Raw genomic sequence first — 17,205 nt, forward strand, 5'->3', positions numbered from 1 at the left:
ACAGCTTCCTCAGCCGATGGTGACGACACGCGCCCAGGGCGGCGGGGTGTCCGGGGTGTAGTCGGGATTCTCCTCGTCCCTGGCGCGGGTGGGACGGGGGAAGAGGCCGACGACGGTGCGGCAGGGCGGCGGCGTGGTGGGCCACGGCGTCTGACCGTCCGTGAGGGCGACGATGACGTTCGGGCGGGGCTGGGAGCGGAGCGCCCGGGCGAAACCGGAGCGCAGGTCCGTGCCTCCGCCTCCGACCAGTTCGATGTTCTCGGCCCGGCAGAGCGGGACGGCGATGCCGGCCGCAGCGTCGCACGAGATCACTGAGACCAGGTCCCGCCGCCCGCCCACCGCCCGCGAGATCGCCGCCACCTCCAGCAGCGCGCTGCCCAGCTCGGCGTCGCTCACCGAACCGGAGGTGTCGATCACGACGCAGACCCGGGGTGGCGTACGGCGCAGGCTCGGCAGCAGCACCCCGGGTACACCTGCCGAGCGCCGGGACGGGCGCCGGTAGCTGTGGTCCTCGCCCACCCCCGGCGCACCCACCGCCGAGCGGAGTGCCGCCCCCAGCAACTGCCGCCACGGCTGCGGGGGGTGGAACGCCTCGTCCGCCCACCGGCGCCACCCCTCCGGTGTGTCACCCGGCCGACCTTTGATCCCCTCGGCGACCCGGAAGCGGACCGCGTCCCGCTGCTGCCTGCTCAACCCGTGCGCCCCTTCGGGCCCCAACTCCCACGGCCGGCCCTGCCCGTCGGCACCACTGCCGCAGTCCAGCCAGGCCAGATCCGCGGCGAGCCCGGACATCGACGCCGTCCGCAGGTACTCCTCCATCAGCAGCCCGTCGGGAAGCCGCAGCATCGACGGCAGTGCCGCTCCGGCAGGCAGGGGCAGTCCGTCACCGTAGATGTCATCGTTGATCTCGAAGTCGGCGGCGATGTTCCGCCGCAGCCTCCCCCAGCCTTCGGCCCGGGGGATCCCCATCTCGCCTCGCTCGCCCGGCCCCTGCTGCTCGTGCTCCCGCGCATACCGTTCGCCCCGCCCGTGGTGGTCCCGGAGCAGATGGGAGACCTCGTGCACCCAGACGCCTGCCAGCTCCTCCACCGGGGTGCGCGACACGAAGCCGGGGGAGACGTAGCAGCGCCAGTGCGCGTCCACCGCCATCGTCGGTACCGAGCGGTCCTCCACCACGTGCAGCGCGAAGAGCGCGCCGGCCAGGTAGGGACGGACCTTCACCGCGTGCAGCCGGGCGGCCAGCAACTTCTCCCTGTCCAGCGGAGCTCCGGGCCCGCCGACCGGCCCACTGGAGCTGGTCGGCCTCGGCGTGGTGGCCCGTACCGGGCGTGGCGGCGAGGGCCGGGGTATCGGGCGTGGCAGCGGGTGCGGCCCCGGGCGCTTCGCGGCCCCCGTCATCGCGACGCCCCCGCCCCACGCCCGGTGCCGGCCGCGGCTGCGGCCCGCCTCACCGACCGGTCCGCACGCCGGGCGAGACCGACCACCCCGGTCAGCCGCTCCACCGCCTCAGGCACTTCCCAGTCATCGCGCCGCAGCGAGGCCAACGCCGTCGCCGGGGCGACCAGCAGGTCTGGGGCGCCCGTCTCCAGCGCCCGGACCAGCACTGCCCAGCCGGCCTCCCACCGCTCCCGTTCCGGCCGCGCCCCGACGGCGGCCACCACGGCCTCCAGCGCCGCCTGACGCAGATCGCCCCGCACCGGCAGGTCGGCGGAGGCTGGATCGGCCAGCAGCGACTCCGGGTCCGGCAGCTCCATACGGTCCAGGTGAGCGAGGAGTTCGAGCCCAGGACCGTCCCCGACCGCGCCTCTCACCAGAAGCGCCAGGACCTCCCGGGAGACGGACGCCGCCGTGCCGAAGGCCAGCAGGGTCAACGCAGCCTCCCAGCTCCGGGGCGAGGGCCAGGCACCGCCGCGCCGCGTCTCAGTGCTCGGCAGCCGGTGGATCAGCGTGGGCCGGGCTTCCAGAAAGCTGCACACCGCGCGCCGGGCGAAAGCCACCGCCTCCGACAGCCGCTCCGGCACCAGCCGGGGCAGCTCCGCGCGGGGCCAGACCCCGCCCAGCCCGCGCACCACCACCTCCCGGTCGTGCACCCACTGCAGGTGTACGAACCGGTTGGCCAACGGCGGGCTGAGCTCCCACCCGTCTGCCGCTGACGCGCGCGGATTGGCGGCGGCCACGATCCGTACTCCCGGCGGCAGTTGCAGCGCACCGACCCTCCGCTCCAGGACGACCCGGAGCAGAGCGGCCTGAACGGCCGGGGTGGCGGTGGAGAGTTCATCGAGGAAGAGCAGCCCTCGTCCGGCCCGTACGAGCTCGACGGCCCACTGTGGCGGCGCCATCGGCACCCCCTTCACCGCGGGGTCGTCGCCCACAATGGGCAGTCCGGAGAAGTCGGACGGCTCGTGGACGCTGGCGATCACGGTCGTCAGCGGCAGGTCGAGGGAGGTGGCGAGCTGCGTCAGGGCGGCGGTCTTGCCGATGCCCGGCTCGCCCCAGAGCAGCACGGGCAGGTCGGCCGCGACGGCCAGGGTGAGCGCTTCGAGCTGCTCGTCGGGGCGCGGCTCGGTGGTGCTCGTCCGCAGCAGGGACAGGAGGTCGTCGGCAAGGTCGAGGTTGGTGCCGGTGCCGGGCTCGTCGACGCGGATGGGTGCGTCCGTGGCGGCGACCGGGGCGGTGAGGAGAGCAGGGGAAGTCATGGGCATCACCTTCAGTGGGATGTAGGGGGCTGACGGAACGGCCCGTACGGGACGTCGTGGGCGTGCGGCGCGGAACACGCAGCGGAGTAGGGCTTCGGTGAGAGCAGCCAGTCAGTAGGACAGGCCGGTGCGGGGACGGGCCCGGCTGCTCCGCTTGCGGCGCATTTCGGGAGGCGTACGGCTGCCGAGCCGGGGACGATGGCCTGCCGTGGCCTGCCCCCCGCCTGACGCGTGCCCGCCTCCTGGCGCACCGGCACCGGGGTGCGCGGCGACCAGTCCCGAGGCGACCAGTCCCGAGCGGAAGAGCCCGTGGTCGATGCGGCGGGCCGCAGCTGACTCCAGTTCCTCCCGGAGCGGCCCGTCGCGCAGGACCGCACCGGGACCGAGCAGCCCCTCGACCACGACCAGCGCCCCGGCGACGTCACCGTGGCCGAGCCGCTCCCGGACCGCGGGCAGGGCCTCCGGGTTGCGGTGCACCGCGTCGATCGCCCGCAGGCAGGGCAGCGCCGGCCCGCCGAGCGCCACCAGCAGCTCCTCCCGGCGCAGTTGGGCCGGGTCGTGATCGATCGCCGTCAGCACCCCGTCCCGCAGCGCGATCCGGTGGACCGCGCCCCGGCACTCCACCCGGTGCGGATCGCCGGGCTCGGGAACGGGCTCGGCCGCCCTCACTGGGCCTGACGGCATCAGTGCTGCGGCGACGAGCGGATGCAGCCGCTCCGCCGCGACGAGCCCGGCCGACAGTAGTTCCCCGTCTGGAAGGACCCGGGCCGCCGCCTCCGGTAGCACCGGAAGCCTTGCGGCCTCCTGCGGGGGCAACGCGTCCCGCAGCGGCCGGAACGTCGGGGCATGGCTGTCGTCGGGGGCGACGAGGTCGAGCACGACCCGGTTCCCCGCACCGAGCCGCACGGTGAAGGCCCCGCGAGGACGTCCCTCCTCCCGCAAGAGCAGTTCCGCCTCGGCGGCCCACCTGGCCGTAGCCCAGGGGGATCCTTGGACGGCGAGCCGGTCCTGCCGATCGGGCGGCGTCATGGACGGTGCCCCGGCCGACCCGCACCGCCACGCAAGTTCGGTGCTTCGCCCGGAGTCCCAGAGGTGCCGGTGCAGGTCGAGTCGGAAACGTCGGTCCGGATGGGGATGCGGATACGGATGCCCGGGGGCGTGCTGCCCCGCCCCCTCCCACAGGGCCAGCGACATCCGCTGTCCGGCGTCCGCCCAGGGCGGCGGTGTCCGCACCACCAGTTGCAGCGGCGTGGTGCCCCAACTTTGGTAACGGGCCAGACAGATGGTGAGGCCGGGCCGGAGCCGCCCGTCGGGGGCGATCCGGGGCATGTGCCAGCGAAGCAGGTCCGGCGCCAGCCGGCGCAGATCTGCACGGAGTTGGGTGACGAGGTCGCAGCCGTGCCGGTCGCGCACGGTGCGCAGATCGAAATCGACGTCGATCCGGGCGGCGGCACAAGCCCCCGCCCAGTCACCGACCTCGCGCCGCGCGGTCGCGGCCTCGATCATGGACGGTGGCACGGCGTACTCGCGCACGCGTTGCCACATCAAAAGACGGGCCGGGAAGTCGTTCGGGAGGTGATATGCCATCAGCACTCACCCTGCGCGAACGATTCCCCCAATCCATACGAGGAGAAAGTCATCATCGTCGGCATCTTAACCACTCCGACAGTGATCTGTCAGCCTCCCGCACCGGCCGCCAGAACATCGCGAAGCGTTCTCGACGATGCTGCCCCTGCGTGAAGGAAGCTGAGGTCAGTGGAGCGCGCGCCGTCCATACGCCCCACGAGGGGGCGTCGGAACGTACGGACTGCAACCTTACGCTCGGCTCTGCCGTCCTGTTTCTCGGACTGTTACGGACAGGGGGAGCAGTGCAGAAGGTCTCGATCGCTCGGCTCGGCGGACTGGACGACGTGCGGGTGTCCGTGGTCCGCCAGCCGACCGTCAGTGTGCTTTCGCTTGCCGCGGACGTACTCGGTGCCACTTCGCAGGGACTGCCGCCGCAGTGGCGGCGGGCGTTGCGATCGGCGTGTCCGGACGGCGCCGCCGACGTGCTCACGCCCGCCTTCGCACCGAACACGCTGTGGGTGCCCGACTGTATCTCTCCCCGGCCGCAGGACCCCGCCGACGTCGATGCGCAGCTCGACCGCATCGTCCAGACCAGATCCGAGCAGCTCTACGCCGACCTGGTCGCGGACTTCCCGGACGGCGTTCCGCAGCGGTGGTCGCGGGTTATCGACCGCCCGGCTCGCTTTCTGAACTCCTATGTCCGCACCCTGCACGGAATCTGGCAAGCGTTTGAACCGGCCTGGAAGCGGGCGAGTGACCTGATGGAGAGGGAAACGGCACGCGTTGGCACCGCCGCAGTCACCGGAGGACTCGCGGCGGTGCTGGCCACGCTCGGCACTCGCATCTCGCTGGTGGACCAGTCGCTCCGGCTGCCCGACCCGTGCTCCACCGCCGTCGACCTGGCAGACCGGCGCGTCGTGCTGCTCCCGCTCGTCTCCGGCGTCTCGGCCTCCGTGCTCAACCTCGACCAGCGCGACAGTATCTGGGTCGGGTACCCCGTCCCCGGCCTGCACCAGCTCTGGACCGCACACACGCAGCCCCACCCGCCTCGCGACGCCTTGGCCACCGTGCTCGGTCCGCTCCGGGCCGAACTGCTGCGCATGGCTGACCGCGGACTGACCATGGGCCAAGCGAGCGCCCTTCTCAACTGTGCCCCAAGCGCCGTCACGCACCACTGTCTCAAGCTCGAACAGGCCGGGCTCACTGCGCGCAGCCGCGACGGCAAGAAGGTGTCGTTATGGCGCACCGAGACCGGCCACAGGCTCGTGGAGCTGCTGAGCGGGCGCTGACGATTCAGCAGCCCTGGGCGGTCGGCCAGATGGCCCGGAGCGTTCCAAGGCACACGCGACGCCCTGTGCCCAGTGATTTCAACGATCACGGAAATGTTGGCTCCTCTTCCTGCCGGTCGCCCAACCTTGTGCTGACAGTGACTGCTGCCTGAGGTGTCTGCGGGTGCCGGGGCGGACGAAGGAGACGAAGACGATGAACATCTCACTGCGCAGGACGGGAATCGCGTTCGCCGGAAGCGTCCTTGTCGGCGCTGCATTCCTTGTTCCGCAGGCCCAGGCGGCGCCCTCGGGACAGGCGAGGGCCTGCCAGGACGGCAGCGATCCTGCTTCGCTCGCCAATCCCAGGACGGCAAAGTCGGTGCGGGCGCCGAGCGGAGCGCTCTTCGAACTGCGATACCACGACGGCAGTGCCTGCGCCTGGGGCCGCATCTCATCCGGCCGGAAGTACGACAGTCTGTGGGTCGACCGGGCGCACTCACTGGCTGACGCGCGCGCCGGCCGCTGGGAACCTCAACTGGGGTTCTCCATGCTCGGCACGGCCACCGGGACCTACACGCCCGCCTACGACGACGAAGGCTACGTGATGCGCGCCTGCGGCGAGGCCAGTGGCACGATCGTCTGCACCGGTTGGTACTGATCCCGAGAAGCAGTCCGTGACGCCGGCCCACCAGATGTCAGGAGACCCATGAATCGAATTCTTGGTGGCATGCTGGCGGCCGTGAGCGCCATGCTGCTCACCGCATGCACCGCGGACGTGCATCATTCTCCTCCCTCCGCGGATGCCGCGAAGCCCGTGAGCCTCGCGGAGCGAAGACTCCTGCACCGGGCCGAGGAAGACCTGATCCACCGCTGCATGACCGACCACGGCTGGCCCTACGAAAAGCTCTCGTTCCCTGAACGCGCGCATGAGGAACGGGTATTCCCCTACCTCGTCGACGATGACGCGTGGGCGACAGAGTACGGCTACGGGGATCAATTCATGACGGCGGAAGAGGAACGGCTGGAGCAACGAAGAAGAGAAGGCGACAACATCCTGTCCCGACTCACATCGCAACAGAAGGCCGCCTGGAGTCGAACTCTGCTGGGGAGGGGACGTCAGATATCGGTGAAGCTCCCAGGCGGGGGTCGGCTTGCCACAAGCGACAAGGGCTGTGTCGCCGAGGCTCGTACGGTGCTGTACAGAGATATGCCCCGCTGGTTCGCGGCACGCAGAACCGTGGACGCCCTCGAACCCCTTCTCCAGCAACGAGTCCGCGAAGAACGGGACTTCAAGATGGTCATGACCAAGTGGACCCGTTGCGTGAATTCCGCCGGCCATGCCGTCGACGGCCCAGCCGGACTACGCGAAGAGCTGGCCCGAAGTACCACGGGCATGAATACGCGTACCGCTCTCCAAGTCGAGATACGAACAGCGAAAACCGAAGCCACTTGCGCCCGGCGGTATGTGTCACCGACGATCCGCAGGCTGGAAGAGGTTCACAGGCCCCGCATTCTCACAAAGTATCGCACTTCATTGACAACCCTGAACGAAATGGAGCGCAGAGCCATATCGCGAGCCGAAGCGGAACTTGACTGACGCCGCTTCTCCCCTGAATAACACCTGAGTAACAACGGACAGAAAAAGGAGCGAAGAACGCATGCGCCGAGTACGAGCCCGCACCATTGTCGCAGCCGTTGCCGTCACTGCGGCCTGGCTGACGCTGCCGGCCGCCCCGGCATCGGCCGCCATGGCCGACTGCCCCCAGGGATATGTGTGCGTCTGGGACTACGACGGCTACAGCGGCCCCTGGAAGGGCTGGTCAGGAAACGACTCCAACTGGCACGACGACGGGTGGGGAGATCGTGCCGAGTCCGTCTACAACAACGGCTATTCCCACCCAACGGCCCAAGACGTCTCGCTCTACAGAGACGTCAACTACGTCAATCGCTGGCAGTGCGTCAGGCGCGGCGAGTACTTCGACGCGATCATGAACGACAACGACTACTCATCTCATCGGTGGGGCCGTTGCTGAAACAGCCCACGTCCCATCAGATGCGGTGAACACCCGTCCCGTTGCGTAGTGGCTCGACCGCTACGGCCCGTCGGGCCACTACGCGGTACGGATGGTTTGTGGCCGGGGTACACGTGGTCGGGGGTCACGATGCTGGTGATCGCCTCGCCGAAGAGCGTGCTGGGTTCCTGGCCCTTGTGCAGGACGTCGGTGTTGAGGAGGACGACCATCGTCGCCCGCGCCTCTGGCAGGTAGACGGTCAGGCTCTCGTACCCGGGCAGCGAGCCGTTGTGGCCGATCCAGCCCTGGACGTTGAAGATGCCCAGCCCGTAGCCGGCACCGGGAATGCCTATCGGAGTGGTCTTCAGGCGCTCGGCCTGGGTCGCGGGCGTCAGCAGCGTCCCGGTGGCGAGGGTGCGGGCCCAGCTGCGCAGGTCCTGCAGGTCGGAGATCATCGCTCCCGCGGCCCAGGCCCAGGACGGGTTCCAGCCGGTCGAGTCCACGATCTTGCCCGAGGCCGACTGGTCGGTGTAGCCGTGTGCGTGCGGGTCGGGGAACTCCGCCCCGGTCGGGAAGAGGGTGCGGCGCAGACCGGCCGGCTCCAGGACGTCCTGTTCGATGACCTCGTGGAGCGGCCGGCCGGTGACCTTCTCCACCACCAGACCGAGCAGGATCAGGTTGGTGTTGGAGTACTCGAACTTCTCGCCCGGCGCGAACTGCACCGGGTGCTTGAAGGAGTAGTCGAGCAATTGCTGTGGCGTGAAGGGGCGTTTGGGGTGAGAGGTGAGCTCCTTGTCGAAGCCTTCGTCCTCGCTGTAGTTGAAGAGTCCGCTGCGCATGCCCGCCAGTTCGCGCAGGGTGATGCGGTCCCCGTTCGGAACGCCGGTGATGTACGTCCCTATGGTGTCGTCCAGGCCGACCTTTCCCTGGTCGACCAGCCGCAGGAGGGCGGTGACCGTGAACGTCTTGGTCTCGCTGCCGATGCGCATGTTGAGACCGGCCTCCATGGGTGCGCCGGTCGCCTTGTCCGCCACACCGAAGGCCTTCACGTAGCTTCCCTTGCCGGGGGCCCACAGCCCCACGATCACGCCCGGCACCTGCGCCTCGCGCATGGCCTGGCGCACGGCCGCGTCCAGTTTCGCCGCGACTGCCGGGGTGAGTTGCGGGAAGTCCGTGTCGGTATCCGGGGAGGGAGCGGCGGGGACGGGCTGCGCCAGGATGGTCGCCCCGGACGCGGAGCCCGCAACAGCGGGGGCGATCAGCACACCTGCGGCGGCGACGGCCACGCAGGCCCGGCGCAGCCGAATGCGGGTCGGTCTCACGGCATGGCCTCCTGTCGTACGACGACCAAGGCAACAGCACCACCAGCCTAGGCCCGCGCCACCTCGGTCGCGAGGTGAGCCATCCGGGCTCAGGCGTAGTGCCGGTAGACCGCCTGGGCCACGCAGGCGGGCTCGTCGCTTCCCTCGACCTCCACGGTGAAGGTCAGCCGCATCTGCACGCCGTTGCCCCTGACTTCCTCCACGGAGCCGACCGCGCCGTGCAGGCGGAACTTCGCGCCGACCGGCACGGGGCTGGGGCAGCGGACCTTGCTCAGGCCGTAGTTGACGCTCATGGAGACACCGGTGATGTCCAGGATCCCCGGCGAGGCATCGGTCATACCGTAGCCCGCGTCTAGCAGCACCACGCGGCCGCCTTTGAGGAGCGTGGGCAGGCAGGTCATGTTGAGACCGGCGGTGTGGAACAGCGGGGCGACGACCAGGGTCACCTCGTCGGCGGCCAGATCGGTGGCGACGAGGACGTTGACGCTGTTCCAGACGATGTTGGCGTGGGAGCCGATGACACCGGCCCCGGCCGGGGAGGTTGTAAGCCAGCTCCGGGGCGGCCAGCCGGATGTTGAGCGGCACGAAGACCGCACCGAGCGCTCCGGCGGCGAACAGCGTTTCCAGGAAGACCGGGTGATTGGGCCCCAGATACGCGACCCGTTCGCCGCGGCCGGTGCCCAGGGCGCGCAGAGCGTGAGCCAGGCGCAGCACCCGCTGGTGGGGTCCCGATAGGTCCAGGTGCGGTCCTCGTGGACAACGGCGATCCGGTCCGGGGTCTTGCGGGGCCCGGCGCACCGGCCAGGAGCCGATGCCTTGTGCGTGGCCACGGCCAGCGCCTCGTCCTGCCAGGGGAACGACGGGTGCGCCAGGACGATCCGCAGCTGCGGGAAGTCCACCGCGACGTCGTCGACCAGCATGGGGTTGGAGTACTTCAGCCGGATGCCGATCGGCGCCGCCATGCAACGGACGGCCGCGGTTACTCGCTCGACGGCGGTGCCGGGCGCGCGGCATCGGTCTTGGGTTTCCGGCCGGGGCGGCGGTGGTGTGCGGCGGCGGAGCGGATCTCTTCGGCGGCCGCTCGGTAGGCGGGCGCGGCGCGGGTGAAGTAGTCGAAAAGGATCTCGCGCTCTTCGGGTGTGTAGTGGTCGAGGACCTCGGCGATGCGGCGTCGAGCTGGGGCGACCACGTCCTCGATGTCGGGGAAGGTGTCGGCCGAGGCTTCGACCAGGACCCGCCTGCGGTCGGCCGGATCGGTGGTGCGGCGTACGTAGCCCGCCTTCTCGAGGCGGTCGATGAGCCGTGTGGTGGCGCCGGTGGTGAGTCCGGTGCGGGTGGCCAAGTCGCCGGAGGTGATGCGGCTCGCCAGGGTGATGAGGCTGATCGCGTACCACTCGGTGGGCTGCAGCCCGGCCGCCTCGGCACCTGCCATCCCGTGCAGACCCACGGCGTCCAGATACTCGCGAAAGATCACGTGCGGATCGTCGGGCGTCTCGTTTGCCATCGTCCCGGGTTCCCCTTAACGTTATATCTGCAAGCAAGCAGATAATGCTTTGAAGCAGGTTCTGCTTCAGTTTAGCGAACAGGGGGACGGCATGACACATGGGACCAGAGGGATGAGTCCCGGCCGCCCAGAAGTGACCCAGCCGCCCTCCGCGGCGCATTGATCCACCTATCGAAGGACTCTCACCGACATGACCAGCACCACCGGCCGGACATCCGCATCTCACAACGCCGCAACCGATCCGGGCCATGAGCAGTCACCGGCCCGTCGCCCCCGTCGCCCCCGTCGCCCCCGTCGGCGGCTCAAGCCCGCGCTCGGTATATCAGCTGTCGCGCTCGCTGCCGTGGGTGGTGGCGGGTACCTGTGGCTCGACGCCACCTCCGACGTGAGCAACACCGGCGAGGCGCAGTGCACCAGTGTCACCCCGACCGGTGCCGGCGCCGAGACCCGGTCCGGTGACCGTGACGCGGTGTGCGGGATCATGACGTTGCTGGCCGAAGCCTGGTCGCGAGGAGACGCCGTTGCCTACGGCGCCCTGTTCACCAAGGACGCCACCTACACCACCTTCGTCGGCAGCCACTACGAAGGCCGCGACGACATCGTCAACTCCCACAAGGCCCTGCTCGACGGGTTCCTCGAAGACAGCAGGCTGGCCGGAACCTACCTCGGCATCCGCTTCCTGTCCGCGGACACCGCCGTCGTCACCGGCCGCGGCGACACCTACACCGGCACAGACCAGCCGGCGGCATCAGAGCTCTCCAAGGTGCAGACGACCACCCTCGTACGCGAAGCAGACGGGCAGTGGCGCATCGCCGCCTTCCACAACACCCAGCGCCAGTCCGTGATGGAGCGCATCTCGTTCATCCTCTCGCCGGACACCAGGCCCGAGGCCGAGAAGTGACCGCGTCCGCCAACCCGCCACGGGCCCTGGTGACCGGCGCGAGCGAAGGCATAGGCCGCGCAATCGCCCGCGAGTTCGCCGCCGCCGGCTACGCCGTAACCGGTGTGGCGCGCAGCGAGGACCGGTTGCGCGCGGTCATCGACGCGTTGGGCCCAGGACACACGGCTCTCGTTGCGGACCTGGCGACCGAGGAAGGCCGCAAGCGCGTGGTCCAGGCCGTGCAACGGACCCCGTTCGACGTCCTGGTCAACAACGCAGGGACCGCGACCGCCGGGCCGTTCTCCCAGCTCCCGCTGGACACCGCCGCAGCCATGCTGGACCTCAACTGCCACGCATTGGTCACCCTCGCCCAGGCCTTCCTCGCCGGCGCCCGCCCGGGCGACGCCCTGGTCAACGTCTCCTCCACCCTCGCCTTCGCCCCATGCCGCAGCTGAGCGTCTACAGCGCCACCAAAGCGTTCGTGACCTCGTTCTCCGAATCCCTCTGGCACGAGCAGAAGGCGCGCGGCGTCTACGTCGAACGCCCTGTTCGCCACGGCTGCACGAACCCTGCCACGCCGCACGGTCCTGCGCCTGCTCGCAACCGAAACACCTGGTCACCCTGCAGGGCATCGGCGATGACAGTGTGCTGGGTCTCGTCGGAGTGATCAGGGCGTCTTCTGACGGTGTGGCTGGTATGTCCACAATGCCTCACACTCCTGGGATCATCTGCAGGATGGCGTCGACGACGAGCGAGCCGGTGCTCGCGGCGCCCGTACCGAACGCCGTCGCCAGCAGGTACCCCGCGGCCGCCTCCTCGGGCGTCGGAGACGCGGCCTCCTCGGACAGCCGGCGGGCCTCCGGTTCGCTGTCGCCGATCCAGGTGAACGAGGCCACCGGGTGCCCTTCGCAGCGCAGCACGCTGGTGTTCGCATCCGTCGGTTCGAACGTGTAGGAGCGGCCCGCGAGGTCCACGGCGGCGCTGTACGAGGACCGTGTCAGCCGTCCCGGTCCGAGCGTCAACCCGGCCACGTCACCGCCGACCGTCATGGTCAGCCGGGCGGCGTCGCGCGTGCCGATGGGGGCCTGCGGATGGTCCTGTTCCATACCGGTGCGCAGCATCATGGCCTGCGGCAGCCGAGGGCCGTCCACGCGTGCCATGCCCGCACCCCTGACCGGGAGGGTGATCGTCACCGGACCAAAGCGTTCGTTCTCCACCGTGAGCACTTCCGGCAGCCCAGATCCTGGCGTCTCATTCATGATCCGTCCCGTCCTGCTCGTGAAGGTCCACCGATCCACCCCCCTACGGACCAGCAGACATGAACCTGCGGGCGGCTGTCATGTCCGGAAAACGCGGGGCTTGACAAAGGCCCGCCTCAGTCATCAATCGGCAGGTAGCGGCTTGCTTCCATGTCCAGGCGGCGTCGCTCGGGCGGTCGCAGTCCGTGCGCCTGGTCCCAACGCTTCAAGGTCATTTCGTCCTCGTTCCACTCGATGCAGCTTGCGCTGTCGAGGGTGAGGGTGAAGAAGTGCCAGGTGCCTTGAGGCCGCCACCCGCTCGTTTCCTCGATGGCATCAGCGGTCGCCTCGCGTTGCGTTTCATCCACCTCCGTCACGTGGCCGTGCAGCTTGATCTCACACTCGGGGTTGCCGGCGTTGGTGACCGGAGTTTGCAGCACCAGACGGGGGTCGCGGGCAAGGTCACGTGCCTTGTGCGATCCGGCGATCATGACGAGCATCAGCTGGTGCCGGACCACATGGACTTCAACCGGGCTGATCCGGGGCGTCCCGTCCCGCCGGATGGTTCCGACCAGGGCGAAGCCGAAACGTTCAAAGGAGGCATGTGCCCGTGCGGCGATGTCCGGTGCCACCTGCTGGAAGTCGCCCCAGTCCATGCCTCCAGGCTTCCTTGATCACCACGCCGGGGCAAACCGCGAGGCCCTCCTGGCACAGCTGCGACGTAAGCCTATATCGTCATTAAGTAGGCTATATGGATGGTGAGCGGTGGTTGGGAAAGACGATGACATCAAGCGTCCCCGGCGCCCGTCCCCCGGCCAGTCGGACAAGCATGCCGACGTGCGGCGCGTGAGCGGGCGGAGCGAGGGCCGGCCCAAGCAGGTCCGCCGCGTCTCGGCGCCACGGGCCATGCGTTATGCCGCTGAGCAGCTGGGGGAGCTCCTGGGGCGGGTACCGGAGTCGGTCTCGGCGGTGAAGCCCACCCAGGACGGCTGGCTGGCAGATGTCGAGGTTGTGGAGGTGGAGCGGGTTCCGGAGACCACGAGCGTGATGGCGAGCTACCGGGTGACGTTGGACGGCGAGGGTGAGCTGGTGGCGTACGAACAGACGCGCCGCTACACCCGGGGGCAGATCGACCGGCGCACCTGAGCGGTCGCGGGCGAGTTCGCACGGCGAAACGCGGCGGTCCGCGTCGCCGGGCGGTGGCCCAGGCAGGCCAGGAAGGGAGGCACCATGACTGTGGTGCCGCAAAGCGGAGGCGGAGGCGGTGTCGCCACCGGCGGGGGTTCGGGCAATCTGTACGACGTTCTCGAACTGATCTTGGATCGGGGTCTCGTCATCGACGCCTTCGTCAGGGTGTCGCTGGTGGGTATTGAGATCCTCAAGATCGACGCCCGGGTCGTCGTGGCGAGTGTGGACACCTATCTGCGCTTTGCCGAAGCGTGCAACCGTCTGGACCTGGAGGCCGGGCGAAAGGCGCCCTCCAAGCTGACGGACCTCGTCGGCGAGGTGACCGAAGGGGGATCTCACGGCAAGAGCAAGGGCGCTCTGACCGGCGCCGTGGAGGCCGTGACCGACTCCCTCCATGGGACACGAGAAGATGACAAGGAGCCCGAGCCGAAGCGTGAGCGGGCGACTCGTCGTCCTGCCCGGCGGCGGGAGGAGTAGACAGATCATGACTCTCTACGTCTACTCGATCATCTCGGCCGAGCATCCCCAGCGTCTGGATGACCTGGAGGGTGTGGGAGACCCGCCCTCCGTGGTCCGGGTCGTGACCAACGGGGCGGTGTGTGCCGTCGTCAGTGACGCACCCGAAGAACTCCGGCCCAAACGCCGGGATCTCAGTGCTCACCAGGCCGTGCAGGAACGTCTGCTGGCCGACGGCTCGGTCCTCCCCTTCCGGTTCGGCATGACGGCGCCGGACGACGACGCGGTGCGCGCGGCCCTGGATGACCGCACGGAACAGTACGCCGAACGGCTGAGCGAGCTGGAGGGCTGCGCGGAGTACCGCTTGAACGCGGCCCAGGACGAGGACGCCCTGCTGCGGCAGATCCTCGCGGAATCGGACGAGGCCCGCAGGCTCAACGACGAGATCAGGAGCGGCCGCGGCACCCCCGACCTGAAGTTCGCCCTGGGCGAGTTGGTCGCTCGTGAAGTCCAGCTCCGCCAAGACGCGCTGGCGGTCGAGGTTCTCGGCATCCTGCGCCCCTTCGCCCGCGACGAGCGCTTGTCAGAGGCAAGTGGAAACGACTTTCTGAAGGTGTCCTTCCTGGTGGACCGCGACAACGAGGAAGGGTTCACTGCCGCGCACAAGAGTCTGGTCGGTGAACTGGGCGAGGACTTCGATTTCCGCCTGCACGGGCCACTGCCCGCCTACAGCTTCGTCTAGGGGGATCCCATGGGTCTGCTCAGCCAGATAGCCACCCTGCCCCTGGCTCCCGTGCGCGGCGTGGCCTGGGTGGTGGAACGTGTCATGGAGGCCGCCGAGGCTGAGTACTACGACCCCGGACCCGTTGAACGGGAACTCGCCGAGCTCGAGAAGGCACTGCTGGCAGGAGACATCGACGAGGAAGCCTTCGACCGGCGTGAAGACGAGCTCCTCGACCGGCTGGAGGAGATCAAGGCCCGCGCACAGGCCCGCGCACAGCGGCGCAGCGGTACCTGAGAGGGACGGAGGAGGTCGAAGGCCGTGACAGAACCCGTCGCCAACAGGCTTGGCTCCTTCCCCTCCAGACCGGCCCCCTCCTACGGCCAGGGGTCGTCGGCCAATCTCGCCGACATTCTGGAGCGAGTACTCGACAAAGGCATCGTCATCGCCGGCGACATCCAGATCAACCTGCTGGACATCGAACTCCTCACCATCAAGCTGCGCCTGCTGGTCGCGTCGGTCGACAAGGCCAAGGAGATGGGTATCGACTGGTGGGAACACGACCCCTCGTTGTCCTCTCGGGCTGGCGACGGCCGTTCGCTGGCCGAAGAGAACAAACGCCTCCGCGCGGAGATCGAGGCACTGCGCGAGCAGCCCTCCCTCACGGCGTCGGCCGAGGAGCCCGAGGAGACCGAAGAGCCCGAAGAGCCCGAGGAGACCGAAGAACGCCGCCCCGCCCCCGCCCGGCGCCCACGCGCCAAGGGAACCGCGTCTCGGGCCCGCCCCAAGAAGCGAGATGAGTCATGACCGAGCCGGTCACCTACGCCTACGCCGTGGCACGGGATGCCGCGGGACTGAGCGAGGTACTGGCCGACCTGCACGGAGTGGCGCGGACGCCTGTGCACCTGGTCCGGGCCGGCGAGGGCGACGACGTGGTGGCGGCAGTGAGCGCCGTACCCTCGCAGGACTTCTGTGAGGACGCTCTCCGAGCGCACCTGGAGGACCTGGACTGGCTGGAGTCGGTCGCCCGTGCCCACCACGGCGTGGTGGAGGCGCTGGCCGAACACACCACTGTTCTGCCGCTGCGCCTGGCGACCGTCTACCTCGATGACGACCGGGTGCGGAGCATGCTCAACGCCCGCAGGGAAGCATTCGCCGACCGCCTGTCCCGGCTGGACTCCCACGTGGAATGGGGGGTCAAGATCTACGTCGCCCCGCAACAAGGACAGGACGACGCGCAGCCGGCCGCCGCACCCCCGGACCTCAGTCCCGGCCGGGCCTACCTGCGTCACCGCAGAGCACAGCAGCACTCGCGAGAAGACACCTACCGGGCGGCCGAGCGAGCAGCCGAACGTATCCACGCAGTCGCTCGCGGCCGCGCGGTGGATCGGGTCCGCCATCGAATCCAGCAGGGGGAACTCGCCCACGAAGAAGGGCAGAACATCGCGAACGACGCGTACCTCGTACCGCTGGAGCATGCGGAGGACTTCCGCGCCCAGGTCCTTCACGCAGCCGAAGGACTGCCGGGGGTACGCGTCGAAGTCACCGGCCCATGGGCCCCCTACTCCTTCGCCACACCTCCCCAGCCCGAAGCGGCCGAGCAGGGCACGCCATGAGGACTGCGGACGAACTGCCGGCCGAGGCTGACCGGGCCCTGCCGGACCGGGCCCTGCCCGACCGGCAGGTGGCCCTGATCGACCTGCTCGATCGGCTGCTCGGTTCCGGCGTGGTCCTCACCGGGGACGTGGTGCTGTCCATCGCCGACATCGACCTCGTCCGAGTCTCGCTGCGCGCGCTCATCGTCTCCATCAGCGAACAGAACCCCTCTCCGTGGAACACCGGAGCACCACCCCGGAGAGAGCCATGAGCAAGGAAGACCGCCGCCTCGTCAACGATGTCGAGGAAGCCCTCGCCACCGCCGAACGCGCTTTTCGCCTGCTCCCCGCCGCCCCCCAGGACATCCCGCCCGCCGGTCAGGCCCGAGCACCGGCACGCAGGATCACCTCCGACCCGGAGACCGTGGAACGGGATCTGATGAAGCTCGTCCTCACCGTCATCGAACTCCTGCGGCAGCTCATGGAACGCCAGGCCCTGCACCGCGTCGACGCCGGAGACCTCACCGAGGCCCAGGAGGAGCGTCTGGGGGCCACCCTCATGGCCCTCCACGACCGAATGAGCGACCTCTGCGCCCGGTACGACCTGACACTGAGCGATCTCAACCTGGACCTCGGTCCGCTGGGAACCCTGCTGCCGCCCGAGGAATGACCCCGCTGCCACGCCTGCCATGGTGCGGCGGGACACCACGGGACATCACGTGCGCACGGCCACCAGGACGCAGCTGTGCCCGTACTGCC

Annotated in this window: 22 protein-coding genes and 2 pseudogenes; 14 read left to right on the plus strand and 10 right to left on the minus strand. The window is 69.3% G+C overall.

The genetic code is table 11. The annotated features are described in order from the left end of the window. Window positions 1-9 precede the first annotated feature (9 nt). The 3 genes from ACWV17_RS12400 to ACWV17_RS12410 all read right to left on the minus strand — a co-directional run bounded on the left by ACWV17_RS12400 (window position 10) and on the right by ACWV17_RS12410 (window position 4,283). Window positions 10-1,398: a vWA domain-containing protein gene (locus tag ACWV17_RS12400; protein ID WP_455359705.1), complete on the minus strand. Its 1,389-nt coding sequence runs from the start codon at window positions 1,396-1,398 to the stop codon at window positions 10-12. After that, window positions 1,395-2,702 (minus strand): AAA family ATPase, encoded by a 1,308-nt coding sequence (locus ACWV17_RS12405; RefSeq protein ID WP_455359706.1) that lies wholly within the window; start codon window positions 2,700-2,702, stop codon window positions 1,395-1,397. The genes ACWV17_RS12400 and ACWV17_RS12405 overlap by 4 nt, the downstream gene beginning before the upstream one ends. Window positions 2,703-2,807: 105 nt before the next feature. Continuing rightward, entirely contained in the window at window positions 2,808-4,283 is a 1,476-nt protein-coding gene (locus ACWV17_RS12410) for a hypothetical protein (RefSeq protein WP_455359707.1), read from the minus strand. Window positions 4,284-4,432: 149 nt separating this feature from the next. On the opposite strand from ACWV17_RS12410, the gene ACWV17_RS12415 reads away from it, so the two are divergent. The 4 genes from ACWV17_RS12415 to ACWV17_RS12430 all read left to right on the plus strand — a co-directional run bounded on the left by ACWV17_RS12415 (window position 4,433) and on the right by ACWV17_RS12430 (window position 7,563). Then, a complete protein-coding gene (locus tag ACWV17_RS12415) occupies window positions 4,433-5,551 on the plus strand; it encodes an ArsR/SmtB family transcription factor (protein WP_455359708.1) in 1,119 nt (372 codons plus the stop codon). Window positions 5,552-5,744: 193 nt separating this feature from the next. Then, window positions 5,745-6,188 (plus strand): hypothetical protein, encoded by a 444-nt coding sequence (locus tag ACWV17_RS12420; protein WP_455359709.1) that lies wholly within the window; start codon window positions 5,745-5,747, stop codon window positions 6,186-6,188. Between the two features lie 48 nt (window positions 6,189-6,236). Next, window positions 6,237-7,127, plus strand: a complete 891-nt coding sequence (locus tag ACWV17_RS12425; RefSeq protein ID WP_455359710.1) for a hypothetical protein — start codon at window positions 6,237-6,239, stop codon at window positions 7,125-7,127. Window positions 7,128-7,188: 61 nt separating this feature from the next. Beyond that, a complete protein-coding gene (locus tag ACWV17_RS12430; protein WP_455353296.1) occupies window positions 7,189-7,563 on the plus strand; it encodes a peptidase inhibitor family I36 protein in 375 nt (124 codons plus the stop codon). Here ACWV17_RS12430 and ACWV17_RS12435 read toward each other — a convergent pair. From ACWV17_RS12435 to ACWV17_RS12455, 5 genes and pseudogenes are all read right to left on the minus strand, one after another. After that, on the minus strand, window positions 7,542-8,864 hold the full coding sequence (locus ACWV17_RS12435; protein ID WP_455359755.1) for a serine hydrolase domain-containing protein: 1,323 nt from the start codon (window positions 8,862-8,864) through the stop codon (window positions 7,542-7,544). The genes ACWV17_RS12430 and ACWV17_RS12435 overlap by 22 nt on opposite strands. Window positions 8,865-8,953: 89 nt before the next feature. After that, window positions 8,954-9,460: an AMP-binding protein gene (locus ACWV17_RS12440; RefSeq protein WP_455359756.1), complete on the minus strand. Its 507-nt coding sequence runs from the start codon at window positions 9,458-9,460 to the stop codon at window positions 8,954-8,956. Between the two features lie 7 nt (window positions 9,461-9,467). After that, window positions 9,468-9,662: pseudogene (locus tag ACWV17_RS12445) on the minus strand (p-hydroxycinnamoyl-CoA synthetase); the annotation flags it as partial. Between the two features lie 11 nt (window positions 9,663-9,673). After that, a pseudogene (locus ACWV17_RS12450) lies at window positions 9,674-9,811 on the minus strand (amidohydrolase family protein); the annotation flags it as partial. Window positions 9,812-9,843: 32 nt separating this feature from the next. Then, window positions 9,844-10,368 (minus strand): MarR family winged helix-turn-helix transcriptional regulator, encoded by a 525-nt coding sequence (locus tag ACWV17_RS12455; protein WP_455359711.1) that lies wholly within the window; start codon window positions 10,366-10,368, stop codon window positions 9,844-9,846. A 190-nt stretch (window positions 10,369-10,558) separates the two neighbouring features. Between ACWV17_RS12455 and ACWV17_RS12460 the strand changes: the two genes are divergently transcribed. Next, window positions 10,559-11,269 carry an SgcJ/EcaC family oxidoreductase gene (locus ACWV17_RS12460; protein WP_455359712.1) on the plus strand — a complete coding sequence of 237 codons (711 nt, stop codon included), beginning with the start codon at window positions 10,559-10,561 and terminating at the stop codon, window positions 11,267-11,269. Further along, window positions 11,266-11,703, plus strand: a complete 438-nt coding sequence (locus tag ACWV17_RS12465) for an SDR family NAD(P)-dependent oxidoreductase (protein ID WP_455359713.1) — start codon at window positions 11,266-11,268, stop codon at window positions 11,701-11,703. The genes ACWV17_RS12460 and ACWV17_RS12465 overlap by 4 nt, the downstream gene beginning before the upstream one ends. A gap of 255 nt (window positions 11,704-11,958) precedes the next feature. Here ACWV17_RS12465 and ACWV17_RS12470 read toward each other — a convergent pair whose 3' ends face one another. Beyond that, a complete protein-coding gene (locus ACWV17_RS12470; protein WP_455359714.1) occupies window positions 11,959-12,507 on the minus strand; it encodes a hypothetical protein in 549 nt (182 codons plus the stop codon). A 116-nt stretch (window positions 12,508-12,623) separates the two neighbouring features. Beyond that, entirely contained in the window at window positions 12,624-13,142 is a 519-nt protein-coding gene (locus ACWV17_RS12475) for a pyridoxamine 5'-phosphate oxidase family protein (protein ID WP_455359715.1), read from the minus strand. A gap of 181 nt (window positions 13,143-13,323) precedes the next feature. On the opposite strand from ACWV17_RS12475, the gene gvpO reads away from it, so the two are divergent. The 8 genes from gvpO to ACWV17_RS12515 all read left to right on the plus strand — a co-directional run bounded on the left by gvpO (window position 13,324) and on the right by ACWV17_RS12515 (window position 17,116). Beyond that, window positions 13,324-13,632: a gas vesicle protein GvpO gene (gvpO, locus tag ACWV17_RS12480; RefSeq protein ID WP_455353289.1), complete on the plus strand. Its 309-nt coding sequence runs from the start codon at window positions 13,324-13,326 to the stop codon at window positions 13,630-13,632. Window positions 13,633-13,716: 84 nt separating this feature from the next. Continuing rightward, window positions 13,717-14,151 (plus strand): gas vesicle structural protein GvpA, encoded by a 435-nt coding sequence (locus tag ACWV17_RS12485; RefSeq protein ID WP_455359716.1) that lies wholly within the window; start codon window positions 13,717-13,719, stop codon window positions 14,149-14,151. A 7-nt stretch (window positions 14,152-14,158) separates the two neighbouring features. Then, complete coding sequence (locus tag ACWV17_RS12490) at window positions 14,159-14,872, plus strand: GvpL/GvpF family gas vesicle protein (RefSeq protein ID WP_455359717.1); 714 nt, start codon at window positions 14,159-14,161, stop codon at window positions 14,870-14,872. A gap of 9 nt (window positions 14,873-14,881) precedes the next feature. Continuing rightward, a complete protein-coding gene (locus ACWV17_RS12495) occupies window positions 14,882-15,148 on the plus strand; it encodes a gas vesicle protein GvpG (protein ID WP_455359718.1) in 267 nt (88 codons plus the stop codon). A gap of 24 nt (window positions 15,149-15,172) precedes the next feature. After that, window positions 15,173-15,658, plus strand: a complete 486-nt coding sequence (locus tag ACWV17_RS12500; protein WP_455359719.1) for a gas vesicle protein — start codon at window positions 15,173-15,175, stop codon at window positions 15,656-15,658. After that, window positions 15,655-16,467 carry a GvpL/GvpF family gas vesicle protein gene (locus ACWV17_RS12505; RefSeq protein WP_455359720.1) on the plus strand — a complete coding sequence of 271 codons (813 nt, stop codon included), beginning with the start codon at window positions 15,655-15,657 and terminating at the stop codon, window positions 16,465-16,467. Before ACWV17_RS12500 ends, ACWV17_RS12505 begins: the two co-directional genes overlap by 4 nt. After that, window positions 16,464-16,718 carry a gas vesicle protein gene (locus ACWV17_RS12510; protein ID WP_455359721.1) on the plus strand — a complete coding sequence of 85 codons (255 nt, stop codon included), beginning with the start codon at window positions 16,464-16,466 and terminating at the stop codon, window positions 16,716-16,718. The genes ACWV17_RS12505 and ACWV17_RS12510 overlap by 4 nt, the downstream gene beginning before the upstream one ends. After that, window positions 16,715-17,116 carry a gas vesicle protein K gene (locus ACWV17_RS12515; protein WP_455359722.1) on the plus strand — a complete coding sequence of 134 codons (402 nt, stop codon included), beginning with the start codon at window positions 16,715-16,717 and terminating at the stop codon, window positions 17,114-17,116. Before ACWV17_RS12510 ends, ACWV17_RS12515 begins: the two co-directional genes overlap by 4 nt. Window positions 17,117-17,205: the final 89 nt, after the last annotated feature.

It is taken from the genome of Streptomyces mabaensis (assembly GCF_053763515.1).